We start from the raw sequence: 21,162 nt of genomic DNA, 5'->3' as shown, positions 1-21,162 counted from the left end.
GCTTATCCTAGCTCTCTTTATTATCCTTTGGGGGTTCAACCTTTCCCGCCTCTTGCGACTCTCCCGGCACGCCTGTGTCGCGGGCCTCAACCTTGGCCGAAGACACGACGCCATTCTCGCCGCGATCATTCTCTTCCTCGGCTTCGCCAGCGTCGGGCGCGCCGGCAGGCGGCTGAGCATTGCTGGCCTGAGCAACGGGCGGCGCAGCATCGACCGGGCCCGGACCTTTCGGTCCGCGACGCGGGTTCGGGTTCGAGCGCCACAGCCCGCCGGAGCTATACGCGCGCCATCCCCAGGGAATCCAGCTCAGCAGGCGACTCACCAGCCACAGCGCCCACACCAACATCAGCACCCGCCAGACTAGAATTGGGAGCGAGAAAATAGCGGGCGTCGCGAGCTTGGCGCCGCTTCGGTCGACATACCATTTGAGCAGATAATCGGTCGAATCTGCCCCGCGCACCTGCATATCGATGTCGAGCAAGAGGTTGATATGAATCGCTCCGTATAGGGTGCCCGTGGCGATCAGGGTCAAAAAGATCAGGGCAAGCTGAGTGAGGTTAAACAGCCCCCAATTCTCCTCCGGCTTCTTCTCGCGCAGCGTCAAAAACACAAACCACGAAACGATCGGTATCAACGCGATATAGGGAAGTTGCGATAGGCCAAGGAGCAAGAGAAACCACTCCGGGGTCTTGAGCGGCAAGCCGCGCAATCGGCTCAATAAGAACCCGAGAATCAGCAGGATGACCAGGTGTGTCCAGAACATGATAGCGGGCCCCCAGGCGGGTCCTGTCGCCCAGAGGAGCCAGCGCTGCTGGCCGCGCTGGATATTGATATTCACGTTGACCGCCTCGCTGCCGATGTCGATCTGCGGCACGCGCTCGGCGAATCCGCGCTCCCAGGGCTGTTGCCACTCCAGAAGATAGACATGCTTGCCGGGGCGAAGCGGCAGGCTCACCTTTTGCTCGCTCAAGCGCAGGCTCTGCTCCTCGCCGTCGATGCTCGCGGTCTGCAGGGTCGCGCCCTCGGGCAACGTTACGACCTGCCATCCGCCCTGTGAGGCGCGAATCGTGAGGCTCAGGGTCGCCTCCATCAGGCGCTGCCCGGGGGTCACGGTATAGTCGACATTCTCGACGGTCGAAGATTGCCCGTCGGCGCCCACCGGCCGGGTGACCTGGATGCTCAGCGTCTCGCCCGGCCACGGCTTCCAGGTGGGCTGGGCGATGCTGGCGCCCTCGGCGTCACCGCCCTCGCTGACCAGCGACACCGGCGGCAATCCCGAGGTCTCGCAGGCCCAGATGCGGCTGCATTGAAGCATCCAGGTTTCAGTCCAGGGTTTCTCGACAGGCGCGACCAGCTCAATCTTCTCCTGAATCGGCAATTCGCTGGTGAAGACGATATTCGCCACGCCACGCTCAAAATTCACCAGAATCTCGCCCTTATCGACGCGAAACCCGTCGCTTATCACCTTTTCGCCGGTCAGCAGCGGGATGCTCACCATCTGGGGGCGCGTGGTGTCTCGGCGCGTCACTGATGTGTAAACTTTCCAGGGTAACCCAAGCGCGATGCGCCGGTCGACCTGATACCAGGGCGGCGCGGTGGTGCTCTCCGCCGCGGCGCTCGTGTTCTCCTCGGCGGCATCAGAGTCCCGGCTCCGGGTCCATTGAAGCGAATTTTCGGGCACACCGTTTGCGTTGACGCCGTCGACCGTCCAATCCGTACTGGCAAATTTCACGAATTTAGGGCGGGTCTGCGGGCTAAATTGAATGGTCGCGACGTTCACATTCGGCAACGTCGCGTTGACCTCGACCCGATGTGTTCCCTGTGGGATGCGCAGCAGGGTTAGGCCGTCGGCGCTTCGCCGAAGTTGATGCGTCAACTTTCCATTAAGCAGCACGGACTCGATTTGCAGCATGTCGGCCGGCCCCGGCAGGTGCCAGGCCGCGTCTTTTTGGGCGTGTACCTCAGCGCTGATTTTGACCGCCAGACCGTTGACTTCGAAATCAGCCCGGCTGACGACGACGCATTGCCCATCGCAATTATTTGCGGCGAGCACCCGCTCGCGCAGCTCCTCGAGTAGCGCATCGCTGGGAATGGTCGAGCCCGGCGTCGCTGACGCGTTTGAGGCCTCTGAAGTGACCTGCGCATGCGCGGGAGAGGGCACCCCGAGCGCCGCGCCGAGCGCCAGGAGCACCAGCGAACTATTCATTAGCGGCTTCCAAAAACTGGGCTTCTTCATATCGCCCTCCCCCGGCTCTTTTGCATCGCCATCATCGTGCTTTCGCCAGGTAGTCTCGGCGCCGCGCAACATCAGCAGCGCCAGCAGGATGAGCAGCAAACTTCGCACGAAAGTCAGCCCACGATTCACGGTCGGCGACAGCAACCACAGGCGCATCTCATGGTCCTTGTGCACCGGTCCGCTCCACTGAAGTGACCATTGATTCCATGTCCAGGTCGGCAGCCCTGGCCCGGTTTGCACGACCGCCTTCGGGTCCACCTGATTCAACTGGCGATAGTCCGAATAAGAGCCAAGTTTTGAGAGGTTCGATACGTCCGCTTTCCCCCTCTTTTTGACCAGGCCGGCGGAGCCCGCCGACCCATCCTCATCTTCGACCGGCGCCATTTCCTCGACATAATCAAAGGCCGCCTTTTCGGAGATCGCCGACGAAGGGGCGCTCATCCCTCCCATCGGAGCGAAGGAAGTCGCCGTCCCCGTCCGAAAGGCATCCGGGTCGATTTGCGGGTAGAGCCCGGCGCGCACCTGGCGGTGAACGAAGCTCGCGAGGACCCCGAATAGCGCCAACAGCGCGACCGCGCGCCAGATATAGACGCCTCGGCGCCACCACCCATCGGGGAGCACGCGCATCAGGGCGAGCGTGGCGATCAGATGGAACCAAAGCCAGGTCGGCGCGCCGGAGTGACCGTGGCTCAACACAAGCGCCAGGATCACCAGCGGGACCCAGCGCCACCCCAGCAACTTTCCGATGCTCAGGGCCACCATCAGCACAAAAAAGAAGTCCCACAGCGTCCAGGAGTCCCACCAGGTCCCCGAGACATCGTCGACCCCCTGGGCGCTTACGAGCGTCCAGCCCGGGGGTAAAAATAGCTCGGCGCTGAGCCGCTGAACATCATGATTCCAACCAAGCGCGGGCATCGTGGCCGAGAAGTCTTCCTGGCGAAGGTCTGCCTGGATATCAAATTTGGCCTGGCGGATCTCGACGCCGCGCAAGCCGTTGTCGGGGTTCTCGGTGATCAACACTCCGCCGGTTCCGTCGCTGCTCTGAAGATGCCCGAGCTTCGCGCTGCCGGCGTAGTCGAGGCGCCAATCCTGCGAGAGGGTGCCCGAGAGGTCGTCGCGAATGCTGAGCCCCTGCCCGTCGGTGTCCAGCCAGATGCGCCGGTGAAGATGAATCGAGTTCGGTGTTTCGACCACGCCGCGACGCACGACCTGAAGGCTGAGCTTCTGCCCCGGTTCGGCAAGGAAGGTGCGATGGCCGTGCCAGTCGGCGGGCAAGGAGGTGCGGTTCGGGTCGACCAGGCTCAGGCCGTCGAGCTCAACCGAGCGCGAGACCTCATTGGGAATCCATATCCAGACTTCCTGGGGGTCGTAAAAATCGGGCCCCGGCGTGGGCGCGGAGAGTTCGGCGACATCGGCACTAATCACGGCGGTCACGATGATCTCTTGGGTGCCCGGCCGACTATACACCGAAGCATTGCCGGTGGAGTCGAGCTGAACCGGCAACGCGCTTTTGATGTCGGTGGCGCGGCTCTGCGGCAGTAATATCTTGCCGAGCTGAATCTTTCGCGCCTTACCCGACACATTGAGCGAAATGCGCGTGGTGATGGTGAGCGGCACGCCGTCGTCGATGCGCCGATAGATCGACGCCCGGGCGCTATCGGTCTCGGCGACACCGGCGGCGCTGGCGTTGCGATTCATCCAGAGGCGCCCCTGGGCGTCGAGCTGCGGGCGCGGGACCGAAGTCCCGTCGATGGACAGCGAAATCTGGCCAACTTCGGCCGGAATAGGCATCAATTCGGGCAGCGCTCGCCACTCAAAATCGCCCGCAATCCGGTGCTCACCGGCGGGGAGTCGAATAGCCGGATAACCGCCCTGCTCCTGGACCATCGCCAGGCCTCCCCCCACCTGGACATCTTGCGGCCAGCGGCTCGCGTCCCCCGGAAGTCGAACCAACGCGGGCGCAGCAAGCCAGACGCGCATCGAGAATTGAGCGCCTCGTGGGTTGGCATCGAGCGAAAGATCCCCAGGCCACACACAGGTCCTCTCGCCCGAGGTCCCACGTGGGCAATTAAGGTCGTTCTCCCCGTGGGTGGCCCAGCCAACCCATGAATTCAGGGCGTCGGGAATCGCGGGCGCCGCTTGCGACGCGCCCTGCTGGGCATGCACGTTGAACGCCAGCAAGAGGAGCGCGGCGCTCAGCGCCATTGCCGCCCAGCGACGAGAAAACACACCGATACGCTTAGAATTCATCGATTGGATCAAAGGCATCACGACTCGCTCAAAATTGTTAAAATATTATACTGTGAGGGCCTGCGCGTAAGTTTGACAACAAAGAAGCGATCGCGTCAATCAACTCCTCGAAAATAGAAACGACAAAAGCCGCGATCGGATCTAAAAAAGATCCAATCGCGGCTTCCATCCGGGGCTTTCGCCCTGGCGTCTTTATCTCAGCGCTCGCGCGCTGCTCAATCTGCGATATGACCCTTTTTAAGAATCTCACGCACGATATCCGGCTCAAAGATACCGCTGATGGAGGTGCCGGTGCGGATGCGCGCGATCGCCTCGGCGAACATCGGCGCGACCGAGACCACTTCGATCTTATCGCTGGTGACGTCGGTCGGCAGCGGAATCGTATCGGTGACCAGGACCTTGTCGATGGGCGCGTTGTTGATGCGCTGAACCGCGTTGGAGCTAAATACCGGGTGGGTCGCCGCCGCCATCACTTTGGTTGCGCCGTGCTGCTTCAGGAAAGTCGCCGCTTCGATGAGCGTGCCGCCGCTGGCGATTTCGTCGTCGATGACAACCGCCACGCGTCCCTTCACGTCGCCGATCAGGTTGACCGCGCGAGCCCGATCGTCATCGCCATCGCGGCGCTTGTCGATAATGGCCATCGGCAGGTCGAGCAGGTTGGCAAAACGCCCCACGTCCTTCGCCTCACCGGCGTCGGCGGCGACCAGGACCCAGTTGTCCTCGCGCTCCTCGCGCAGCCGCTCCGACAGCGGCCCGGCGCCCTGCAATTGGTCACACGGCATGCGGAAGAAGCCCTGGGATTGCGCGGTGTGCAGGTCCATCGTCAGCACGCGGTCGGCGCCGGCGGTCTCAAACAGATCCGCCATCAGCCGCGCCGCAATACTGATGCGCGGGCGGTCTTTTTTGTCGCTTCGGATATAGGGGAAGTAGGGAATCACGGCCGTGATTCGACTGGCCGACGCCGAACGCAAGGCGTCGATCATGATCAGCGTCTCGACCAGGTGCGTATGCACCGGCGGACACGAGGTCTGCACGACGAAGACATCCCCGCCGCGCACATTCTCGTCGATTTGGACCAGCAAGTTCTCGTTGCTGAACGTCACCGTGTGGCTCTTAGCGAGCTCGAGGCCGAGATAGTCGCATATCGCGTTGGCGAATACTGGGTGACTGCTTCCCGAAAAAATCTTCATAAGTCGCTCGCTTCGATGAAAAGAATTCGTTGAAATCGCGAAGAGATGAATTCAAAATTCGTTGTGACTACTACGCAGTCTGATCGATAAACACAAATTTTTTATACGATTTAAACACTCAACCCAGCAGATGACTCATTATAAGCGCATCTTCGCCGGTGTCGGCGTAATAGCCCGGACGCTGGCCTATAATCACAAAACCTAGTGATTCGTAAAGCGAAATAGCCGCCTGGTTATTGATTCGCACCTCAAGGGTCACGAAACTGGCCAGATTCTGGTGCGAAACCCGGATTAACTCGCCGATTACCGCCGAGGCGATGCCCTGGCGACGCGCGCGAGGAGCTACCGCGACGTTGAGGATATGAACCTCGTCGTGGATCAGCCAATAGACCAAAAAGCCGACAATCTCGCGCGCCCCCTGCTCGTCTCCAGCGGGCGTCGCGCGCTCAAAGACCCAGACCGATGAGCAATCGAGCTCGAGTTCACCCTCGAAAATTTTTCGCGGCCAGGCGGTCGGATGCGCGGCCTCTTCGATCTGCAAGATGGCGTCGATATCCGAGGTCGTGGCTTTGCGCGCGCGCACGAACGCCGGGGCGTCGGCCTGCGCACGAATCCCAAGTTTCGGTCCGATCTGCCAGCTCATTGCTCGGTCAATCCCGTCAACTCTTCGATGCGCTGCCACAGCTCCGGGATGCCGGTCTTCTTCAGGCTCGAGAAGAGCAAGATTTCTTCGGCTTTGACGCCAAATTGCTTGGCGAGCTCGGCGCGCTTTCGCACCGTCTCCTGCTTCTTGAGCTTGTCGGCCTTGGTGAAAACGAGGATGGGCTGCACCTTAAAATGCGGCGCGGCGTGGATCAGCGCCAGGTCGTCGTCCTGCACACCTCGGCGAAAATCCATGATGCACACCATCGCGATCAGGTTCGGCCGATTCGCCAAATACCCCTCGATCATCGGCTGCCACTGGCGTTTGACTTCGAGCGGAACCTTCGCGAAGCCGTAACCCGGCAGGTCAACAAAGTTCAGCACGTCGTTGACGTTAAAGAAGTTGAGCAATTGAGTGCGCCCCGGGCGTCCACTCACCTTCACCAGGTCTTTGCGATTGACCAGAGTGTTAATAAGGCTGGACTTGCCAACATTACTGCGCCCCGCGAAGGCAACTTCGGGACGGTCAGCGGGCGGAAACTGAGAGGCTTTGGTCGCGCTCTTGATGAATTCAGCTTTTTTAACTTTCATAATAACGTGTTGGTTTTTCGCGAGAATCGGCGAGGTAGAAAAAGAACGAGCGCGCGGATTCGATGGGGTATTGCGTCGGGAAAACGCGCATGTGGCTCCGACAGAAAACCGAAGGCATCTGCGAACGCCGGGATAATAAGCGCAATTGATGCAACCTTGCAATTAGGGTCTCTGCGCCAAATAAGCGTGAAACGCAAGCCTCCTGCGCCCGAGGGCTTGCAACGCCACGAGGCCGCGCATCGCGGGAATCCCTCAGCGTGTTGCCTGCTGAGTGCTCTCGGGGCGACGCCACTCGCAATGTTGCGCAAGCACAATATCGCGACGCAATTTTCCGCTGACCGTTAGCTCCCGCGCGGCCAGGCTAAACGGGCGGGCCAATATCTTGAAGCTCGCGATACGCGCGTATTCGGGCAGAGTCTCGTTCACCTCGCAGACGATGCGATCAACCTCCTTCTGAATCTCGGGCGATGTGGCGAGGTGGGAGTGATCGTCGAAGGGAATCCCCTTTTGAATCGCCCATGTTTTGGCCCCCTCGTGAAGGGTGACCAACGCGCGAAGGGGCGTCTGCTCCTCCAGGTCGCCGCCGTAGACCACCGCGTGTGAGATCAGACGCGTCTGAACCAGGCGCTCTTCGATCATCTCCGGAAATACGACGCGCGCCTGGGACCGCTCACGGTCGCCCGGCTCCGCCGAGCCCGACGGGGTTGTCCGGATAAGATGCTTCTTTCGTCCGCGGATATAGAGGAAGCCATCGCCGTCAAACTCGCCCAGATCACCGGTATAGAGCCAGCGTTTGGCCACGCGAGCGCCTGTCTCGTGTGCAGGCGGTTCCTGTGTTTGCCTTCCACTTGAGACATCATCGCCGCGCGTCAACATCGCCCCGCGCACGAGCACCTCGCCGTCTTCGGCGATGGTGATCTCCACATCGGGCAGCGGCTTTCCGACGCTGCCAAATCGATACTCCTGGGGTAGGTTAACCGCCGAGATACCCGCCGCCTCGCATAACCCGTAGCCCTCCAGAATATGCACTCCTGCAGCATGAAAGAACTCGGCGACCTCGACGCGAAGTGGCGCGCCGATACAAAAAGCAAAGCGAATCTCGCCGCCAAACAGCGACTTCACCTGCTCAAGAAAGAGCCGCTTATAGGTCCACGCTTCGATCTTCTGGAGCCGGGTAAACGGGCGCGACTGCTGGCGAATGCGGCTCAATTGAACGCCGCGCTTTAGCACCCACTCAAAGAGCGGTCCGTCGAACTCCAGGCCACCACCGCCCTTCATTCGAAAGCGACCCGGACGCACGCCGATCGAGCGCTGCTCCGGGTTTACCACCCGCGCATAAATCGCCTCGAAGATGCGCGGCACGCCGCCGATAAACGTCGGCTTACACGCGCGCATATCCGAAATGATATGGGCGAGTCCGTGGCCAAAGAAGGTCTGGGCGCCGGCATCAAGGGCGCCAAAGAATAGAATCTGGCTGAAGAGTTGAGCCATGGGCAAAAAGAGCAATTGCCGGTCTGCGCTCCCCAACAACTTCAGCGCCGACCAGGCCTGAATCTCGGCGACCAAACCCTCGTGGCGATGCACAACGCCGCGCGCCTCGCCCAGACTCCCGCTGGTATAGATCACCATCGCCGGGTCGCCCGGCGCGACCTGGCGCCGCCTCACCGCCACGCGGCCCGGGTGTGCGCTCAGATACCGTCGCCCCTGGGCCAAAAGGGCCTCGAAATCACCACAAGTCAGGCGCTCGGGCAGCGCGTCATTCAAGTCAGCGAATTCGCCCGCTTCGATACAGACGATGTCGTCGACCGCGCCCAACTCCCGGGGAATCTCGACGAGCTTCATGAGTTGCGTTGCGTCCCCCACGACCACGAATCGCGCGCCAACTTCCTTAAGAACCTGCGCGCATGCATCAGCGGTGCTCGTCGGATAGATCGGCACCGAGACGCCGCCCGCCATCATGATCCCCAGCTCCAACCAGGCCCACTCGACCCGGGTGTCCGCGAGGATGCAAACCCGCTCACCGCGCTCGAGCCCTCGGGCCATAAGTCCCGCGGCGACGCACTCGGCCCGCTCCCACCACTCCCTCCACGACACCTCAGCCCACCCTTCGCCCTGGCGACAGGCGAGCGCCGGCCGTGGGCCGAAAGCGTTGACCCGCCGGTTGAAAATATCCACGATCGTGTGCTTCATTCTCAATCCCGCTTCGAAGATTGCACTTCACCCGGGCAGATGCCCTCAAAAATTATGATGCGCAAAATGTAGATCCGGGCGCCCACGATTCAACCATTGCCCGCAAATAAAGCGCCCGAGAACGCAAAAACCCACGCCGCAAAAGCGGCGTGGGTTCCTTATACTTTGCGCGTCATGCGCGCTCATTCATCCGAAAGCCAAATCAAAAGAGTCCGGCTTTGTCGCGCTCGCCCAATGTCTTCAAGCTCGACATCAGAGGATTCACGCGATTATCGAGGCGGTCGGACATCTTCTTAATGCGGTCAACGCGTTTCTGATAACGCTGCAGCGCGTTCGGGCCGTCGCTCTTGAGCAGTTCACCCTTCTCCAGCGGGACGAGTCCCTGCAGGAGCGTCTTCGAGGTCTTGCTGCTGTTGAGATAGCTGACCTCAACCTTGCCCTCTTCGTCCTTCTCCATCGACAAGACGTTGACGAGGCGGCCGGGGCGCGGGGAGTAGGTGTCGCTGGTGTTGTTCTTGGCCAGATAATTGAAGTCGAAGAGCACCGCGAAGCGGTCCTTATCGAGCAATTCGTTATTCTGACTAATCGCCTCAAGCTCCTGCTTGTCGACGTTATTGGTCATATTATCGTGGTCGGCGAGCAGCTCGGTGAGCATGGCCGCGTCGACGCTATAACCGGTCAAATCGGAGATAAGCTTGGAGCCTAAGAGCAGGCGACCGCCGCCCATCAGGTTGCCATCGGCGGTGAAGTCCAGCGCCGCGAGCGCCTTCGCGCTCTCGAAGTCCGGCTCGGTGGCCGACAATTTCGCGACCATGCCCTTGGCCTTCTGGAACTCGGCGACCTTGGGCTCCAGCGCTCCATGAATACGCGCGCCGTCGGCGGTCTGCGTATTGTAGATTTCGCTATTGGCAAGGGAGGTCGACGCGGCCCAACCGAAGCCAACGCCGACCAAAAGAACGGCGCCCAAAAGACCCATCACCATCGGCGAAAACGTCGCGTTACCGGCGGCTTTGAGGTCCTCGTCGTCGAGCTGAATATTCGCCTGAGGCACGCGCGGCTTCGCCGGTTCGGCGGCCGGCGCGCTCTTCTGGGGCGCAGGCCGGGGAGCCGGCGCCGCCGCGGCCGGTGGCCGGCTCGCCGCGGGGGCGGCTGCGGCTGGCGGTCGCGTGGGAGCCGCGCCGGTGGGCGGACCAGCCGGTCCACCGAAAGCAGGCCCACTGGTCGGCGGCCCCGCAGGAGCGCCTCCCGGAGGTGCTGCCGCGCGCGGCGCACCGGCAGGCGCGGCGCGATCAACGACAGCCTGTGCCGAATCTTGCGATCCTTGTGTTGGTTTCGCAGCGCTCGGCTTTTTCAAACCCAAACGTGCCTTTAAATCAGAGAGATCCGGCTTATTTGTACCCTGTGACAACAAATCCTCCTGAAGCCATTTGGTCACACCAAAATTGGTGCATTGAGACGTTCGTGAAGCTCACGAATCGTGGTTGTTTCTACCAAGAATGTCCACTACAAACTATCCCAGCACGCGCGAAGGCGTCAAGCGTTCATCGACGCCGCCTCCATCGGTCGCGCCACCGGGATTTCAGCGGCCCGGCTTGCATTCGTGAGTCGCATTCGTAACTATCCCAACTCAACAATTGCCCGGTATTTCCACGCATTTAATGGTGCGTGTCATGTCGGCGATTTATCTCAGCTATCCCGAAGCAGCGCAATCACCGTTCAGGGCGAATTCGGACGGACCGAGAACCGAGACCATTTATGGCGATTTTACGGGTATATAGACTGGCGTGTTTGCTGATGTTGGCTCTGCTCTTTGTCGGCTGCGGCGAAGACGACGGCGCGTCGAAGTCGGCCAGCATAAAGATCGTATCGATTCAGCCCGAGACTTCGTACCCGGGCGTGAGCACCGACATCAACTTCGAGGTCTTGCCTGGCGACGGCACCTCGGCCGACGAACTGTCGTGGGTCGTGCGGTTTGGCGATGGGGCGAGCGCCTCGGGCAGCGCGTCAACGGCGAGCGTGAGCCACACCTACGCGTCTTCGGGGATCTATACCGTCGAGGTATTGGCGATGACCGCCGAGCGCGAGGTCGCCTCCGACTCGACCCAACTCAAGGTCCTCGAGCCCATTGACCTGGCCCTGAGCGACGTGCGCGGCGCGCCCGCCAATGTGCAGGTGGGCGGTGAGCTGAGCATCTCATTTATCGCCAAAAACGTCTTGGCCGGCGCGGTCGAGTCGCCCTTTAAGGTAGACGCCTATCTTTCGGCGAGCGCAAATGTGAATGCGGCTGACACCGATGATTTGATTCATCTGGGCCAGACCACCGTCAGCGCCGAGAATAGCGAAGCCCCCGTGATCGACGCCGGCGCAAGCGTGGCGCCCGGGTTCAAGGTCCAGATTCCCCAGGACGCGCTCACCGGCAACTACCATGTCGTGGTCTGGGCGAACCCAGAGGGGCAATTCTCCGACCTCGACGCCGCGAATAATCGGGCCGTCTCCGGGGGCCCGATTCGCGTCGAGAACACTGCATCACTGGTCCCGGACCTTGGCGTTCGCGATATCGCCATGACCCCGAGCCGCGCCTTCCCGACCCTCAGTCAACTCAGCCGCACCTTCACCGTCACCAACGCCGGCAATATCGACGCCTTCGATGTCGTCGCCAAGGTATGGCTCTCGGTTGGCAACACCACCCTTGAGCCGGGCGAAGACCAGCTGATCGAGGAAAGCGGGACTTTTTCGGTCGCCGCTGCCTCCGAGAAGCTCTTTAACCTGAAAACATTGGTGCTCGACGACGCGATTGTCCCCCCGAGCGGCGAAGAGATCGAGGTCTATCTCCTGGTCGAGGTCGCCATCCAGGGCGACTCCCCAGAGGTCAACCTCGCCAATAATATCGGCGCATCTCAAACGCCGACGCTTGTCTCGGACGAGCGCAGCGAAGGCATCGATATCGCGGTCAGCGACTTCGCGGTCACCCCGGACAGCACCTATTTGGACGGCACGTTGAACGTCTCGATGCGCGTGAAAAACGAGGGCACGCTGGCGGCGGGCTCGTTCTTCTGCGGCATCTACACCTCCGAGCAGGCGGCGGTAAATACCAACGCCGACCCGCGCCTGACCAATATCAATATCAGCAACCTTGCGGCGGGCGCCGAGGAGCTTATCGACCGGGATATCATCGTCCCCGGGCTCCTGGACCCGGGCAACTATTATTTTTACGTGGTTTGTGACCCGCAAGGCGCGCTCTCAGACGCCTATCGAAGCAATAACCAGGCGATCTTCGACACCCCTATCCGGATCACCGATGAGGCCGACGTCGACCTCTACGCCGACACCCTGACGGTGCCGCAATCGGCCGCCTCGGGCGATACGGTCGGGCTCGTCGCCACAATCTGCGCCGGCGGCTCGAACGCGACCGGGCATACCCGCGGCAAATTGTGGCGAAGCACTTCTGGCACCCCCGACTATAGCCCCGACGCCCTGCTCGAGTTCGATATCCCGAGTATTAACCCGGGCGAGTGCGAGGACATTGTCATCGAGACCGAGGCCGAATGCGTCGACTTTTCGCCGCACTATTTTTACGCCATCGAGGTCGACAGCGATAACACCCTGCCCGAGTCCAATGAGTCCAACAACCGTGCCAGCGGCGCCGGACGCCTCAACGTCAGCGGTGAATATTGCGCATGCGTTCCCGACGGTCGCGGCAACGACGACTCCGTCAACGCCCATCCGCTCAGCCCCGGCGTATCTTCCCAGGCTCTCTGCCAGCCGGAGCGATGTGACTTCTACGGCGTCAACCTGACGCCCGGCGACAGCCTCTTCGTGAAGACCACCTTCGACGCGGCGCGCGGCAAACTTCAGACGAGGCTCTTCGACACAAACGGCCTCAACGAGCTCGACGCGAACGCCAACGATGATTACCAGGAAGTCGCGACCTTCCTCGTCCCCAGCGGCGGCGACTATATCGTGTCGGTGTGCGGCGCGACCTCGACGACTCAGAATCTCTATGACCTCGACGTCGAGGTCATTAGCCCTGCTGCCGGCTACGACGTGCTCCCGCGCGACCTGCGTGTGCCGACGCGCGACACGTTCTCTATCGGCTCCCAACTCGGCATCTCCTTTCGCGTCTATAACCTCGGCGAAGACGCTACGCCCGCCGACTTTAACGCGAAGCTCGTCATCAGCCCGAACCCCATCATCGGCGACGGCGACGATATCGCGTTGAGCCCGGCGACCCTGACGATTCCTCAGGTTGCCGCCGGTTCGAGCCAAAATATCGAGGCCGAGGTCACCATCCCGACCTCCATTGATAACGGCACCTATTATCTCGGCGTCGACCTTGACCTGGCCGATTCCAACCCCGGCAATAACCAGGTTGCGTCCAAGCAAATCACCATCGAAACCCAGTGCTACGACCCGCTTGAGCCCAATAATTCCTTCGGCGAGGCGACGACGGTGACCCCGGGTTCTTATAGCAACCTGGTCTCCTGCACCGCGGCCCCGGATTATTATAAAATCTGTGTCCAAAACGGAAAAAAGATGTCGGTGCGCGTCGAGTTCGACGAGAGCCAGGGTGATATCGACCTGAGCCTCTTCGACCAGACCTTCCGCGAGATCGATAACTCCGCGACCATTAACACCGACTTCGAGCAGGTCTCCGTGGATTATGTAAACGGGTCGCAATGCTATTTCGCCAAGGTGGCATTGCTCACCACCGAGCAGGTTTTACAGACCAACTATACGATGACCGTGGCGGTGCAGGACGTCGACCCTTCGCTGCAATGCGACGCGGTCTTCGAATCCAATGATTCGCTCGACAGCGCCTCCAGCCTGCTCGCCGCGCTCAACCACAGCACCACGCTCGACCGCTGCCCCCAGGGCGACACCGACTATTATTATGTCGACCTGCAGCGCGAACAGAAGGTCTCCTTGCGCGGCATCTTAGACCCGGGAGCACAGGCTGGGACGCTGCGCATCCAACTCTATCATCCCAACGGTAGCGCCGGGCGCAACCACGAGACGGCGCCAGGCTCACCGGTGGCCGAGATCGCGGATTTCGAGGCTCCCGCGGCCGGCACCTATTATCTGCAGGTGACCATCGACGGAACCCAGCGGCGAGCAACCTACCGCCTCGAAGCCGACGGGCTGGGCGCGCTTGGTGGGGTTGACCTCGCCGCGTCCAACTCGATGATTGGCCCTGGCAGCTACGGCCCGGGCGATGAGGTTCGCCTCGGCTTCACCCTGGCCAACCTCGGCAATCAGACCGCCGACGCGCCCTCCTATAAGGTCTATCTGGGCCAGAATAGCGCACACGATAGCGGCGCCGATATCGAACTCACGTCGGTCAGCCTCACCCAGGACTTCGGCGCCGGCGTCAGCCGCGCGGTCACCACGCGTTTCGACCTGCCGGTCGGCGGCCTGTGGGACGGAACGGGGTATCTGCATATCGTGGTGAGCACTATCGCCCAGACCGATATGAACCCGGCCAATAACCAGACATTCATTCCCATTACCCTGTCCACCAATTGATATATTTATGAAACTCGGACATCTCTCGGACCTGCACGTCCTCAAAATCGAGCATCCCCGCCCCTGGCATTATCTCAATAAGCGCATCGTGGGCGGGACGAATTTGCTTCTGAAACGCTCCAAAAGCCACTCGAGTTCTGTGGTCGTTCGCGCGTTGGATCGCCTGCAAAACCACTGCAACGTCGACCATATTGCCATCACCGGCGACCTTTCTAACCTCGCCCTGGACTCGGAGTTTTACGAGTCGGCGCGCATTCTCTCGAGCATCCCCGACGCCGCGCAACGCGTCAGCGTAATCCCCGGGAATCACGATTATTATACCCATGCGGCGGCGCGCGAGCAGCGCTTCGAGCATTATTTCGCGCCCTATATTCAGACCGACCTGCCCGGCTATCGCAATGACTCGGCCTATCCCTATTGCCACCTGCGTGGCGATGATGTGGCGATTATCGGCATGAACTCGGCCATCCCGACGCCATGGTTCTTCGCGACCGGTCGGGTCGAGGAAGAGCAGCTCAAGACCCTGGCCGCGATGCTCGACGACCCGAAGGTGCGCGACCGCTTTAAGGTGGTGATGATTCACCATCACCTGCTGCCGTTTGAGCATAGCAAGGTCGAGTTTACCCGCCGACTTATCAACGCCAGCGAGGTGCTCGAGACCCTGCGTCGCCACGACGTCGACCTGGCGATTCACGGGCATAATCATCACTTCTCGACCATCGAGATTCCGCACCTTCGCGGCAGCGGCACCCTTCGCATTTGCGAGGCCGGCAGCACGTCGGTCGGGAGTTATTCGAACCCGTATTTCGGCGGTAAATTCAACGTCTACGATATCGAAGACGGGCGCTTAAAGAGCATCGAGACGCATCTTTTTGAGAGCAACGATGCCGGCTTCACGAAATGGCGAGAGCGGGTCTTCGAGGAGAAAATCTGACGTGGGATCTGAATTTAGCTTGCCCCAGTTGGCGTCGCGCCTGGGCCTCGACTGCGCCGGGACCGACGAGGCGTCGACGTTGTCCCTTCGCCGCCACGGATGCGCGGTCGACGTGGCGGCCGACATCGCGGCGCACCTCGACCCCTCGACCCCGCTCGGGCGCCACCTCGCCTGGGGGGTGTTTTTTGGGATTCGGCTGGCCATCGACCATCAGAATCATGACTTCGACCCGGCCGAGGAGCGCCAGGGCGCAGAGGCCCTCTACGGCGGACGCCTGCCCCGCCTGGTCAACACCGTGACGATGTCCTGGTTTGAGGCGCTCAGCGGCGCGCCCCTTTTTACCTCCGATTGGCTGTTCGATTCGCTTAAACTCGCCTACCTCTATGAGAGCGGCAAGGTTGTCCACGCGTTGAGCCTGGGCGATATCGGTCAGATGCCAATCAGCGCCGAGAAGATCGCGAAGGACGGGCGACACGCGCTTTTTTACGATTCATTTAAGCGAAAGCCCGTGCAAAAAATCACCGAGCCGGAGGGGCTTATCCGGGTCTTCACTAGCAGCGAAGGACTGGGCGCCACCCGCGCGCTGCTGCTCCCCGACTTCGACTACGACGCCGCGCGCGAGGGCGGATGTTTTGCCATTCCCTCACGCGATACGATGATTATCGGGCGGCCCCGGGAATGCGAAGGCGCGCCGGCGCTGCGCCAAAAAGTCGACGCGCTCGCCGCGCAAATGTATCGCGACGCGCCCTACCCGCTCAGCACGACAGTCTTTGATATGACCCCAAAGACCGCATTCGCCGGCCCCAACCCGGCGCTGAACGCAGCGCTGGCGGCGCCGCTTTTGCACGACTTGCCGTCCTATAAGGATGGCGTTAAGGCTGTGCAGGCGCCCGCAGGCGTGCATATTTATTCAAGTAATATGGGCTGATGCTTTCGCCCGCGGACACTCCTTAAGATTCGTCTTCATCAGGACGCAAAATATATGTCAGATATCAATATTTGGTTGGATCGACTCGAAGATATCCTCGCGGCGCGCCGGGGAACCGTGACCCGCGACGGGGAGCAGTTGCATGTGCGCTTCGGCCGAAGCCTGACCGCCGCCGAGGCCAATATCAACCCGAGCGCGCTGTGGCCGGTGCTCGAATGCGCGCCCCAGGCCGAGCACGAGCGTCTGATGCAGGGCTTTGCCAGCGGCGTTCATAATGTTTTACTTGAACCCAAGCGCAGCAAGGCAAAGGATTGGACCTACGAAGAAGCTGCGGGGACGCTATTTCCCAACGTCGAGGTCTTCACCTTCCGCCTGGGCGCCGAGGCCGCTGGCGGCGCGCCGTGGACCCTCGACTTCGAGGGGGACCTTATCGTCGCCTATTTCTTTGAGCTTAATATCGGTCGACGTGTTCTCACTCAGGCCCAATTCGACCAGTGGCCGGCGACCGCCTCGCGCGTCACCGCTGCCGCACGCAGCATGCTCTATCACCGCTCGCGCGACGCCTCGCCAAAACCCGTTGAGGGATTCGACGGCGTTGAGGTTATCCACGTCGGCGACGAATACGACGCCATCCGAAGCATCGTCGTGGTCGACCTCTTCTTTGGCGACTTCAAGGATAGCTTCAGGTTTACGATGCCGTCGCAGGACGCCCTGCTCTATGTAAAGGGCAACGCGCCCGAGCAAATCGCCGCGCTGCGCGCCGCGACCGACGTCCAATTTGAGGCCGCGGACTACCCGCTCTCGCGCGCGGTTTATACCTTCGAGCGCGGCCAGCCGATCCTCGACTCCGAGCTCAACTCGACCGAAGGCGACTGACCATGACCGCCAAAGAAACCCCCGAAAACTCGCCCATCGAGATCGACGAGACGCTCCCCGAAGTCGTCAAGGGATTCCTGCGCAAGGGCTACCAGCTCGAGGATATCTTCCTCAACGCCCGCGGCCGCTGGACCCACCAGGGCGACCCCTTCGAGAACCAGAAGATCATCGCGCTCTTTAACCGCAGCGTCTCACGCACCGCCGGCGGCACCTGGGTGCTCGAAGTTCCGCCCTATACCTATCCCATTCGCGTCGAAGACACCGGCTTCTTCGTCGAACAGGTAGACCTGAGCGTGACCCCCGCGCAGGTCTACCTGTCGGACGAAACCCGCGAGGACTTCGACCTGAGCACGCTGCGCTACGAGCCCGAAGGCCGCCTCTATTGCACCGTCAAAGGCGGCGAGTTTCGGGCGCGTTTTAAGAAGCCGGCGTATTATGCCATTTCGGAGTGTTTCGTGGAGCGCGGCGACGCGATCTGGGCCGAAGTGGATGGTCAGGAGATTCGACTTCTCTGAGACCGCGCCGGGCCGACAAGACATCGACCGCCTCGTGCTCACGCGCCGATCTCATCGGGCACCGTGCGCGGGGCGACTTGCGCCGAATCCCCGGCGCCCGGCGAAGTGAGCGCCTCCAAATGAGCCTGCGTCACCTGGAAGAGCCAGCGCGCCTCGGACTCAGCCGCCAGCCGCTCTTGTGCCCTCGATCGGCGCACCCCGCGCGTCAGCACCCCATCCAACTCGAAGGCGTGCTCGCGCCCGCCGTGGTCCACAAAACAGATCCCCGAGCGTTTGCGGCCCCCGGTACGCTGCTGCTGCGACGCACGCGCACGCCCGGCGGGTTGATAGATATGCAGATAACAATTGCGCAGCTCCGGCAGCGAAAACGCGACCTGCCCGGTGACAAGCAGCGGCGCCGCCGCCCCAATCCGGTGGCCTGATTCCAGCGAAATCCCCGCCGGGGACACCTCGAGTCGGTCAACATATTGTCGATAGCTCTTGATAACGCGATACCCCAAAAAACCGACGCTCCACGCCAACAGCGGCAGTCCGATGCAACACACGCTCTCGGGACCGCCGCTCATCGACACGAATACCAGCAGCAAGCCCGCGCCAAATGCGGCGGCGCAGAGAAGATAGGGGACGCGGTGAGTGGACACGGTCTCAATGCTCAACGTCCCATCATCCCCCAGGTATATCGTGCTTTTTGGCGAACTCACGGGAGCTTTTCCGATCGCCTGACGCACCGGCACAAGGGAGGCCATTTCATGGGCCAAAACACTGCTCGCCGGCGCCGAAGCCCCGCGACGCGGGTCGGCCGCGGGCGGGTCCATCTTCCCCATCCGAAGCGCGGTGATGACCGCCGCGGCGTCGCCAAAGCGCGCGCTGATATGCGGCTCAAGCATCCGCTCAAGCAGGTCGCATAAGAAGTCCGAGAGCCCGACAATATCGCGAAATTGCAGCTTCATCCGCTCCATCGGCAGATCCCCCGGCTCCATGCCGCAGGCCAATTGCACGCAAGTTGCCCCGAGCGCATAGATATCGCTGGCCGGGTTTGCCTGCCCAATGAGCTGCTCAGGCGGCATAAACCCACTGGTGCCGACGATGGTCGACCCGCCAATCTCGTCCGACACGATCAGCTGTACCGCCCCAAAATCAACCAGATGATATTTGCCCAGCGCGTCGCGCAGGATATTCGACGGCTTAATATCTCGATGAACCACCGGCGGGCTGAAGCGCTGCAAATAGGCCAATATGTCGAGCATCTGCGCCAGAAAGTCACGCAATTTGTCGTCGTCGAATAACCCTTCGCGCTCGACCAGGGCGTTGAGGCTGTCCCCACTGACATACTCTTGAACCAGAAAGACCCGAGCGCCGTCCTCCTGGTGAAAACCGTCGACGTAGCTGGGTATGGCCGGGTGGTCGAGGTTTCGCAGCACCGAGCTCTCGCGCTCAAAGAGCTCCAGCGACTTCCAATCCGCCGCCCGAGCCAAATGTAATTCTTTGACGACGACCTCCTTGCCGTCGCGCAGATCACGGGCAAGAGTCGCGCGCGCCTGACCGCCTTCACCCAAGATGCGAATCACCTCAAAGCGGTCATTTATGATTTCAGCCATCTTAATGTCTCGTTCGGTTTCGACCTGCCCCGCAGCCTCGCCCTCATGCTTCACCGACGAATTTTAGGGGCGCGTGCGCCTTTATATAACGGTTCATCTCTTTGCACAGATAGAGCTGCTCAGCCTGCGGGATATGCTCGCCAATTTGCCAGTCGGTTTGCCTGCCTGGCGGCCCTGCGACCACCAGACGATGCCGTATTTGCCCTCCTTCATTTCGCACCGCCCGGCACTCAACGCGCGTCGCGGGCGCGACGTCGATGCTCCTGCGGTTACGCGCCGTAAAGCAATCTTTTGTCAGGATAGACAAATGCCCGTCTTTTAATTCGAGCACCGTGCGGAGGGTATAGGATTTCAAAACAAGTGGGAAAAACAGCCAGAAGCCGCCGCCCATGATCACGCTCGCGATAAGCCTAAAGGCGGTCAATTCGGCCGCTACAAAACCTCTGGCTACCAGAACACCAAACCCCGAGAAGGCGCTCAGTAGCATCATAACCAACACAAACTTCCACCACTTCTCCATCGGCGTGACGAGCCGAAACCCATCTTCGCGCGCCTCCCATTGACTGCGAAATCGACGCGGTTTCTCGACCCACTCGGGCAGTTGAAAGACCCCTTCCTCTCCTTTTGCGCGATTGGGTGATAAACCCCATATTCCCTGCGGTATAAGCGTCTCTGGTGCGGCCGATGCAGCCCACGCCTCAAAAAACTCCGTGTCGCCCTCGTTGGGTCGCTGAAAGTCGACGCTGCGGGCCAGCTGGCTACCCGCGGCGCCGGCTCGCGTGGGTGCCCTGGCATCGGCCAATTCAGGCGCCGCGTCCAGCAAATCGATGACCTCACGGGCGGACTGAAACCGGTCCTCCACGTGCGCGGCGAGCATCTTCGCGAGGATCTTTTCGAAGCGGTCGGAGACATTGATATAGTCTCGAAATTGCAGCTCCAAATCGACCATGGGAAGCTCGGCGGGGTGGCGCCGGCTGAGCAGATGCACCGTCGTGGCCGCCAGCGCGTACAGGTCGCTTGCCGGCACCGCCCGTCCCATCAATTGCTCCATGGGCATAAACCCGCTGGTGCCGACCACCGTCTTCGCGCTCGAGTCCGCCAGGGTGGACTGCACCGCGCCGAAGTCGATCAGCGCCAGGCGCGCGTCCTGTCGGCGCATGATATTGGCGGGCTTAATATCGCGGTGAATGACCGGGGTCGGGCGAGTGTGCAAAAAATTTAGGACGCTGAGCATCTCGCGCAAGAAGGCGCGCGCGCCTGACTCATCCACGGTCAAGCCGGCGTCGATTAGCTGCTGCAGGTCTTCGCCCTCGATAAACTCCTGGACGAGAAAAAACCGCACGCCATCGCCGACGCCCTCAAGATGAAAGCCGTCGATAAAGTTAGGGATGGCCTCGTGTGAGATGCCCTTTAGCACCGCCCCTTCGCGGTCAAAAAGCTCGACGGCTTTCCACGCCTGGACCTGCTTCATGCGCAACTCTTTGACGAGCACCTGCGCGTCGGTGCTCAAGTCGCGCGCGACATACGCCTGGCCCTGGCTCCCCTGGCCGATCTCGCGCAACAACGCGAAGCGCTCGTTTAGAACCTCGAGCACTCCGGTGTCCTCGGGCTCCTCGCCGCCCGCAAGCGGCTGACGCTCAGCGCGCGCTTCTCTTGACTGTTGCACTATTACCTCCTTAGCGAACGCAC

General features: G+C 61.2%; 13 protein-coding genes. 5 read left to right on the top strand and 8 right to left on the bottom strand.

All coding sequences use genetic code 11. The features are described from left to right. Window positions 1–7 precede the first annotated feature (7 nt). The 6 genes from DN745_RS07205 to DN745_RS07180 form a co-directional block, all read right to left on the bottom strand. Window positions 8–4,486 carry a hypothetical protein gene (locus tag DN745_RS07205; protein ID WP_133622075.1) on the bottom strand — a complete coding sequence of 1,493 codons (4,479 nt, stop codon included), beginning with the start codon at window positions 4,484–4,486 and terminating at the stop codon, window positions 8–10. Window positions 4,487–4,701: 215 nt separating this feature from the next. After that, window positions 4,702–5,676, bottom strand: coding sequence for a ribose-phosphate diphosphokinase (locus DN745_RS07200; RefSeq protein WP_111333391.1), 975 nt, complete (start codon window positions 5,674–5,676; stop codon window positions 4,702–4,704). A gap of 118 nt (window positions 5,677–5,794) precedes the next feature. Next, complete coding sequence (gene rimI, locus DN745_RS07195; protein WP_111333389.1) at window positions 5,795–6,319, bottom strand: ribosomal protein S18-alanine N-acetyltransferase; 525 nt, start codon at window positions 6,317–6,319, stop codon at window positions 5,795–5,797. Further along, a complete protein-coding gene (gene yihA / locus DN745_RS07190; protein WP_111333387.1) occupies window positions 6,316–6,909 on the bottom strand; it encodes a ribosome biogenesis GTP-binding protein YihA/YsxC in 594 nt (197 codons plus the stop codon). Before yihA ends, rimI begins: the two co-directional genes overlap by 4 nt. A 252-nt stretch (window positions 6,910–7,161) precedes the next feature. Continuing rightward, window positions 7,162–9,099: an AMP-dependent synthetase/ligase gene (locus DN745_RS07185; protein ID WP_111333385.1), complete on the bottom strand. Its 1,938-nt coding sequence runs from the start codon at window positions 9,097–9,099 to the stop codon at window positions 7,162–7,164. Window positions 9,100–9,301: 202 nt separating this feature from the next. Beyond that, complete coding sequence (locus tag DN745_RS07180; RefSeq protein ID WP_162687524.1) at window positions 9,302–10,150, bottom strand: hypothetical protein; 849 nt, start codon at window positions 10,148–10,150, stop codon at window positions 9,302–9,304. Window positions 10,151–10,854: 704 nt separating this feature from the next. Here DN745_RS07180 and DN745_RS07175 point away from each other — a divergent pair. From DN745_RS07175 to DN745_RS07155, 5 genes are read left to right on the top strand one after another with little or no spacing between them, the layout of a single operon-like run. Next, entirely contained in the window at window positions 10,855–14,622 is a 3,768-nt protein-coding gene (locus DN745_RS07175) for a CARDB domain-containing protein (RefSeq protein WP_111333382.1), read from the top strand. 7 nt (window positions 14,623–14,629) lie between these two features. Beyond that, window positions 14,630–15,556, top strand: coding sequence for a metallophosphoesterase family protein (locus DN745_RS07170; protein ID WP_111333380.1), 927 nt, complete (start codon window positions 14,630–14,632; stop codon window positions 15,554–15,556). A 1-nt stretch (window position 15,557) separates the two neighbouring features. After that, window positions 15,558–16,484, top strand: coding sequence for a DUF1444 domain-containing protein (locus tag DN745_RS07165; RefSeq protein WP_111333378.1), 927 nt, complete (start codon window positions 15,558–15,560; stop codon window positions 16,482–16,484). Window positions 16,485–16,538: 54 nt separating this feature from the next. Further along, a complete protein-coding gene (locus DN745_RS07160) occupies window positions 16,539–17,360 on the top strand; it encodes a DUF1444 domain-containing protein (protein WP_111333377.1) in 822 nt (273 codons plus the stop codon). A gap of 2 nt (window positions 17,361–17,362) precedes the next feature. After that, entirely contained in the window at window positions 17,363–17,875 is a 513-nt protein-coding gene (locus DN745_RS07155; RefSeq protein WP_111333375.1) for a DUF1285 domain-containing protein, read from the top strand. A 38-nt stretch (window positions 17,876–17,913) separates the two neighbouring features. On the opposite strand, the gene DN745_RS07150 is transcribed toward DN745_RS07155, so the two are convergent. After that, window positions 17,914–19,473: a serine/threonine protein kinase gene (locus tag DN745_RS07150; protein WP_133622076.1), complete on the bottom strand. Its 1,560-nt coding sequence runs from the start codon at window positions 19,471–19,473 to the stop codon at window positions 17,914–17,916. 43 nt (window positions 19,474–19,516) lie between these two features. Next, entirely contained in the window at window positions 19,517–21,139 is a 1,623-nt protein-coding gene (locus tag DN745_RS07145) for a serine/threonine protein kinase (RefSeq protein WP_162687523.1), read from the bottom strand. Window positions 21,140–21,162 lie beyond the last annotated feature (23 nt).

The sequence above is a fragment of the Bradymonas sediminis genome (assembly GCF_003258315.1).
In the GTDB taxonomy this organism is placed as follows: Bacteria; Myxococcota_A; Bradymonadia; order Bradymonadales; family Bradymonadaceae; genus Bradymonas; species Bradymonas sediminis.
This window is presented reverse-complemented; position numbering and strand designations above follow the sequence as displayed.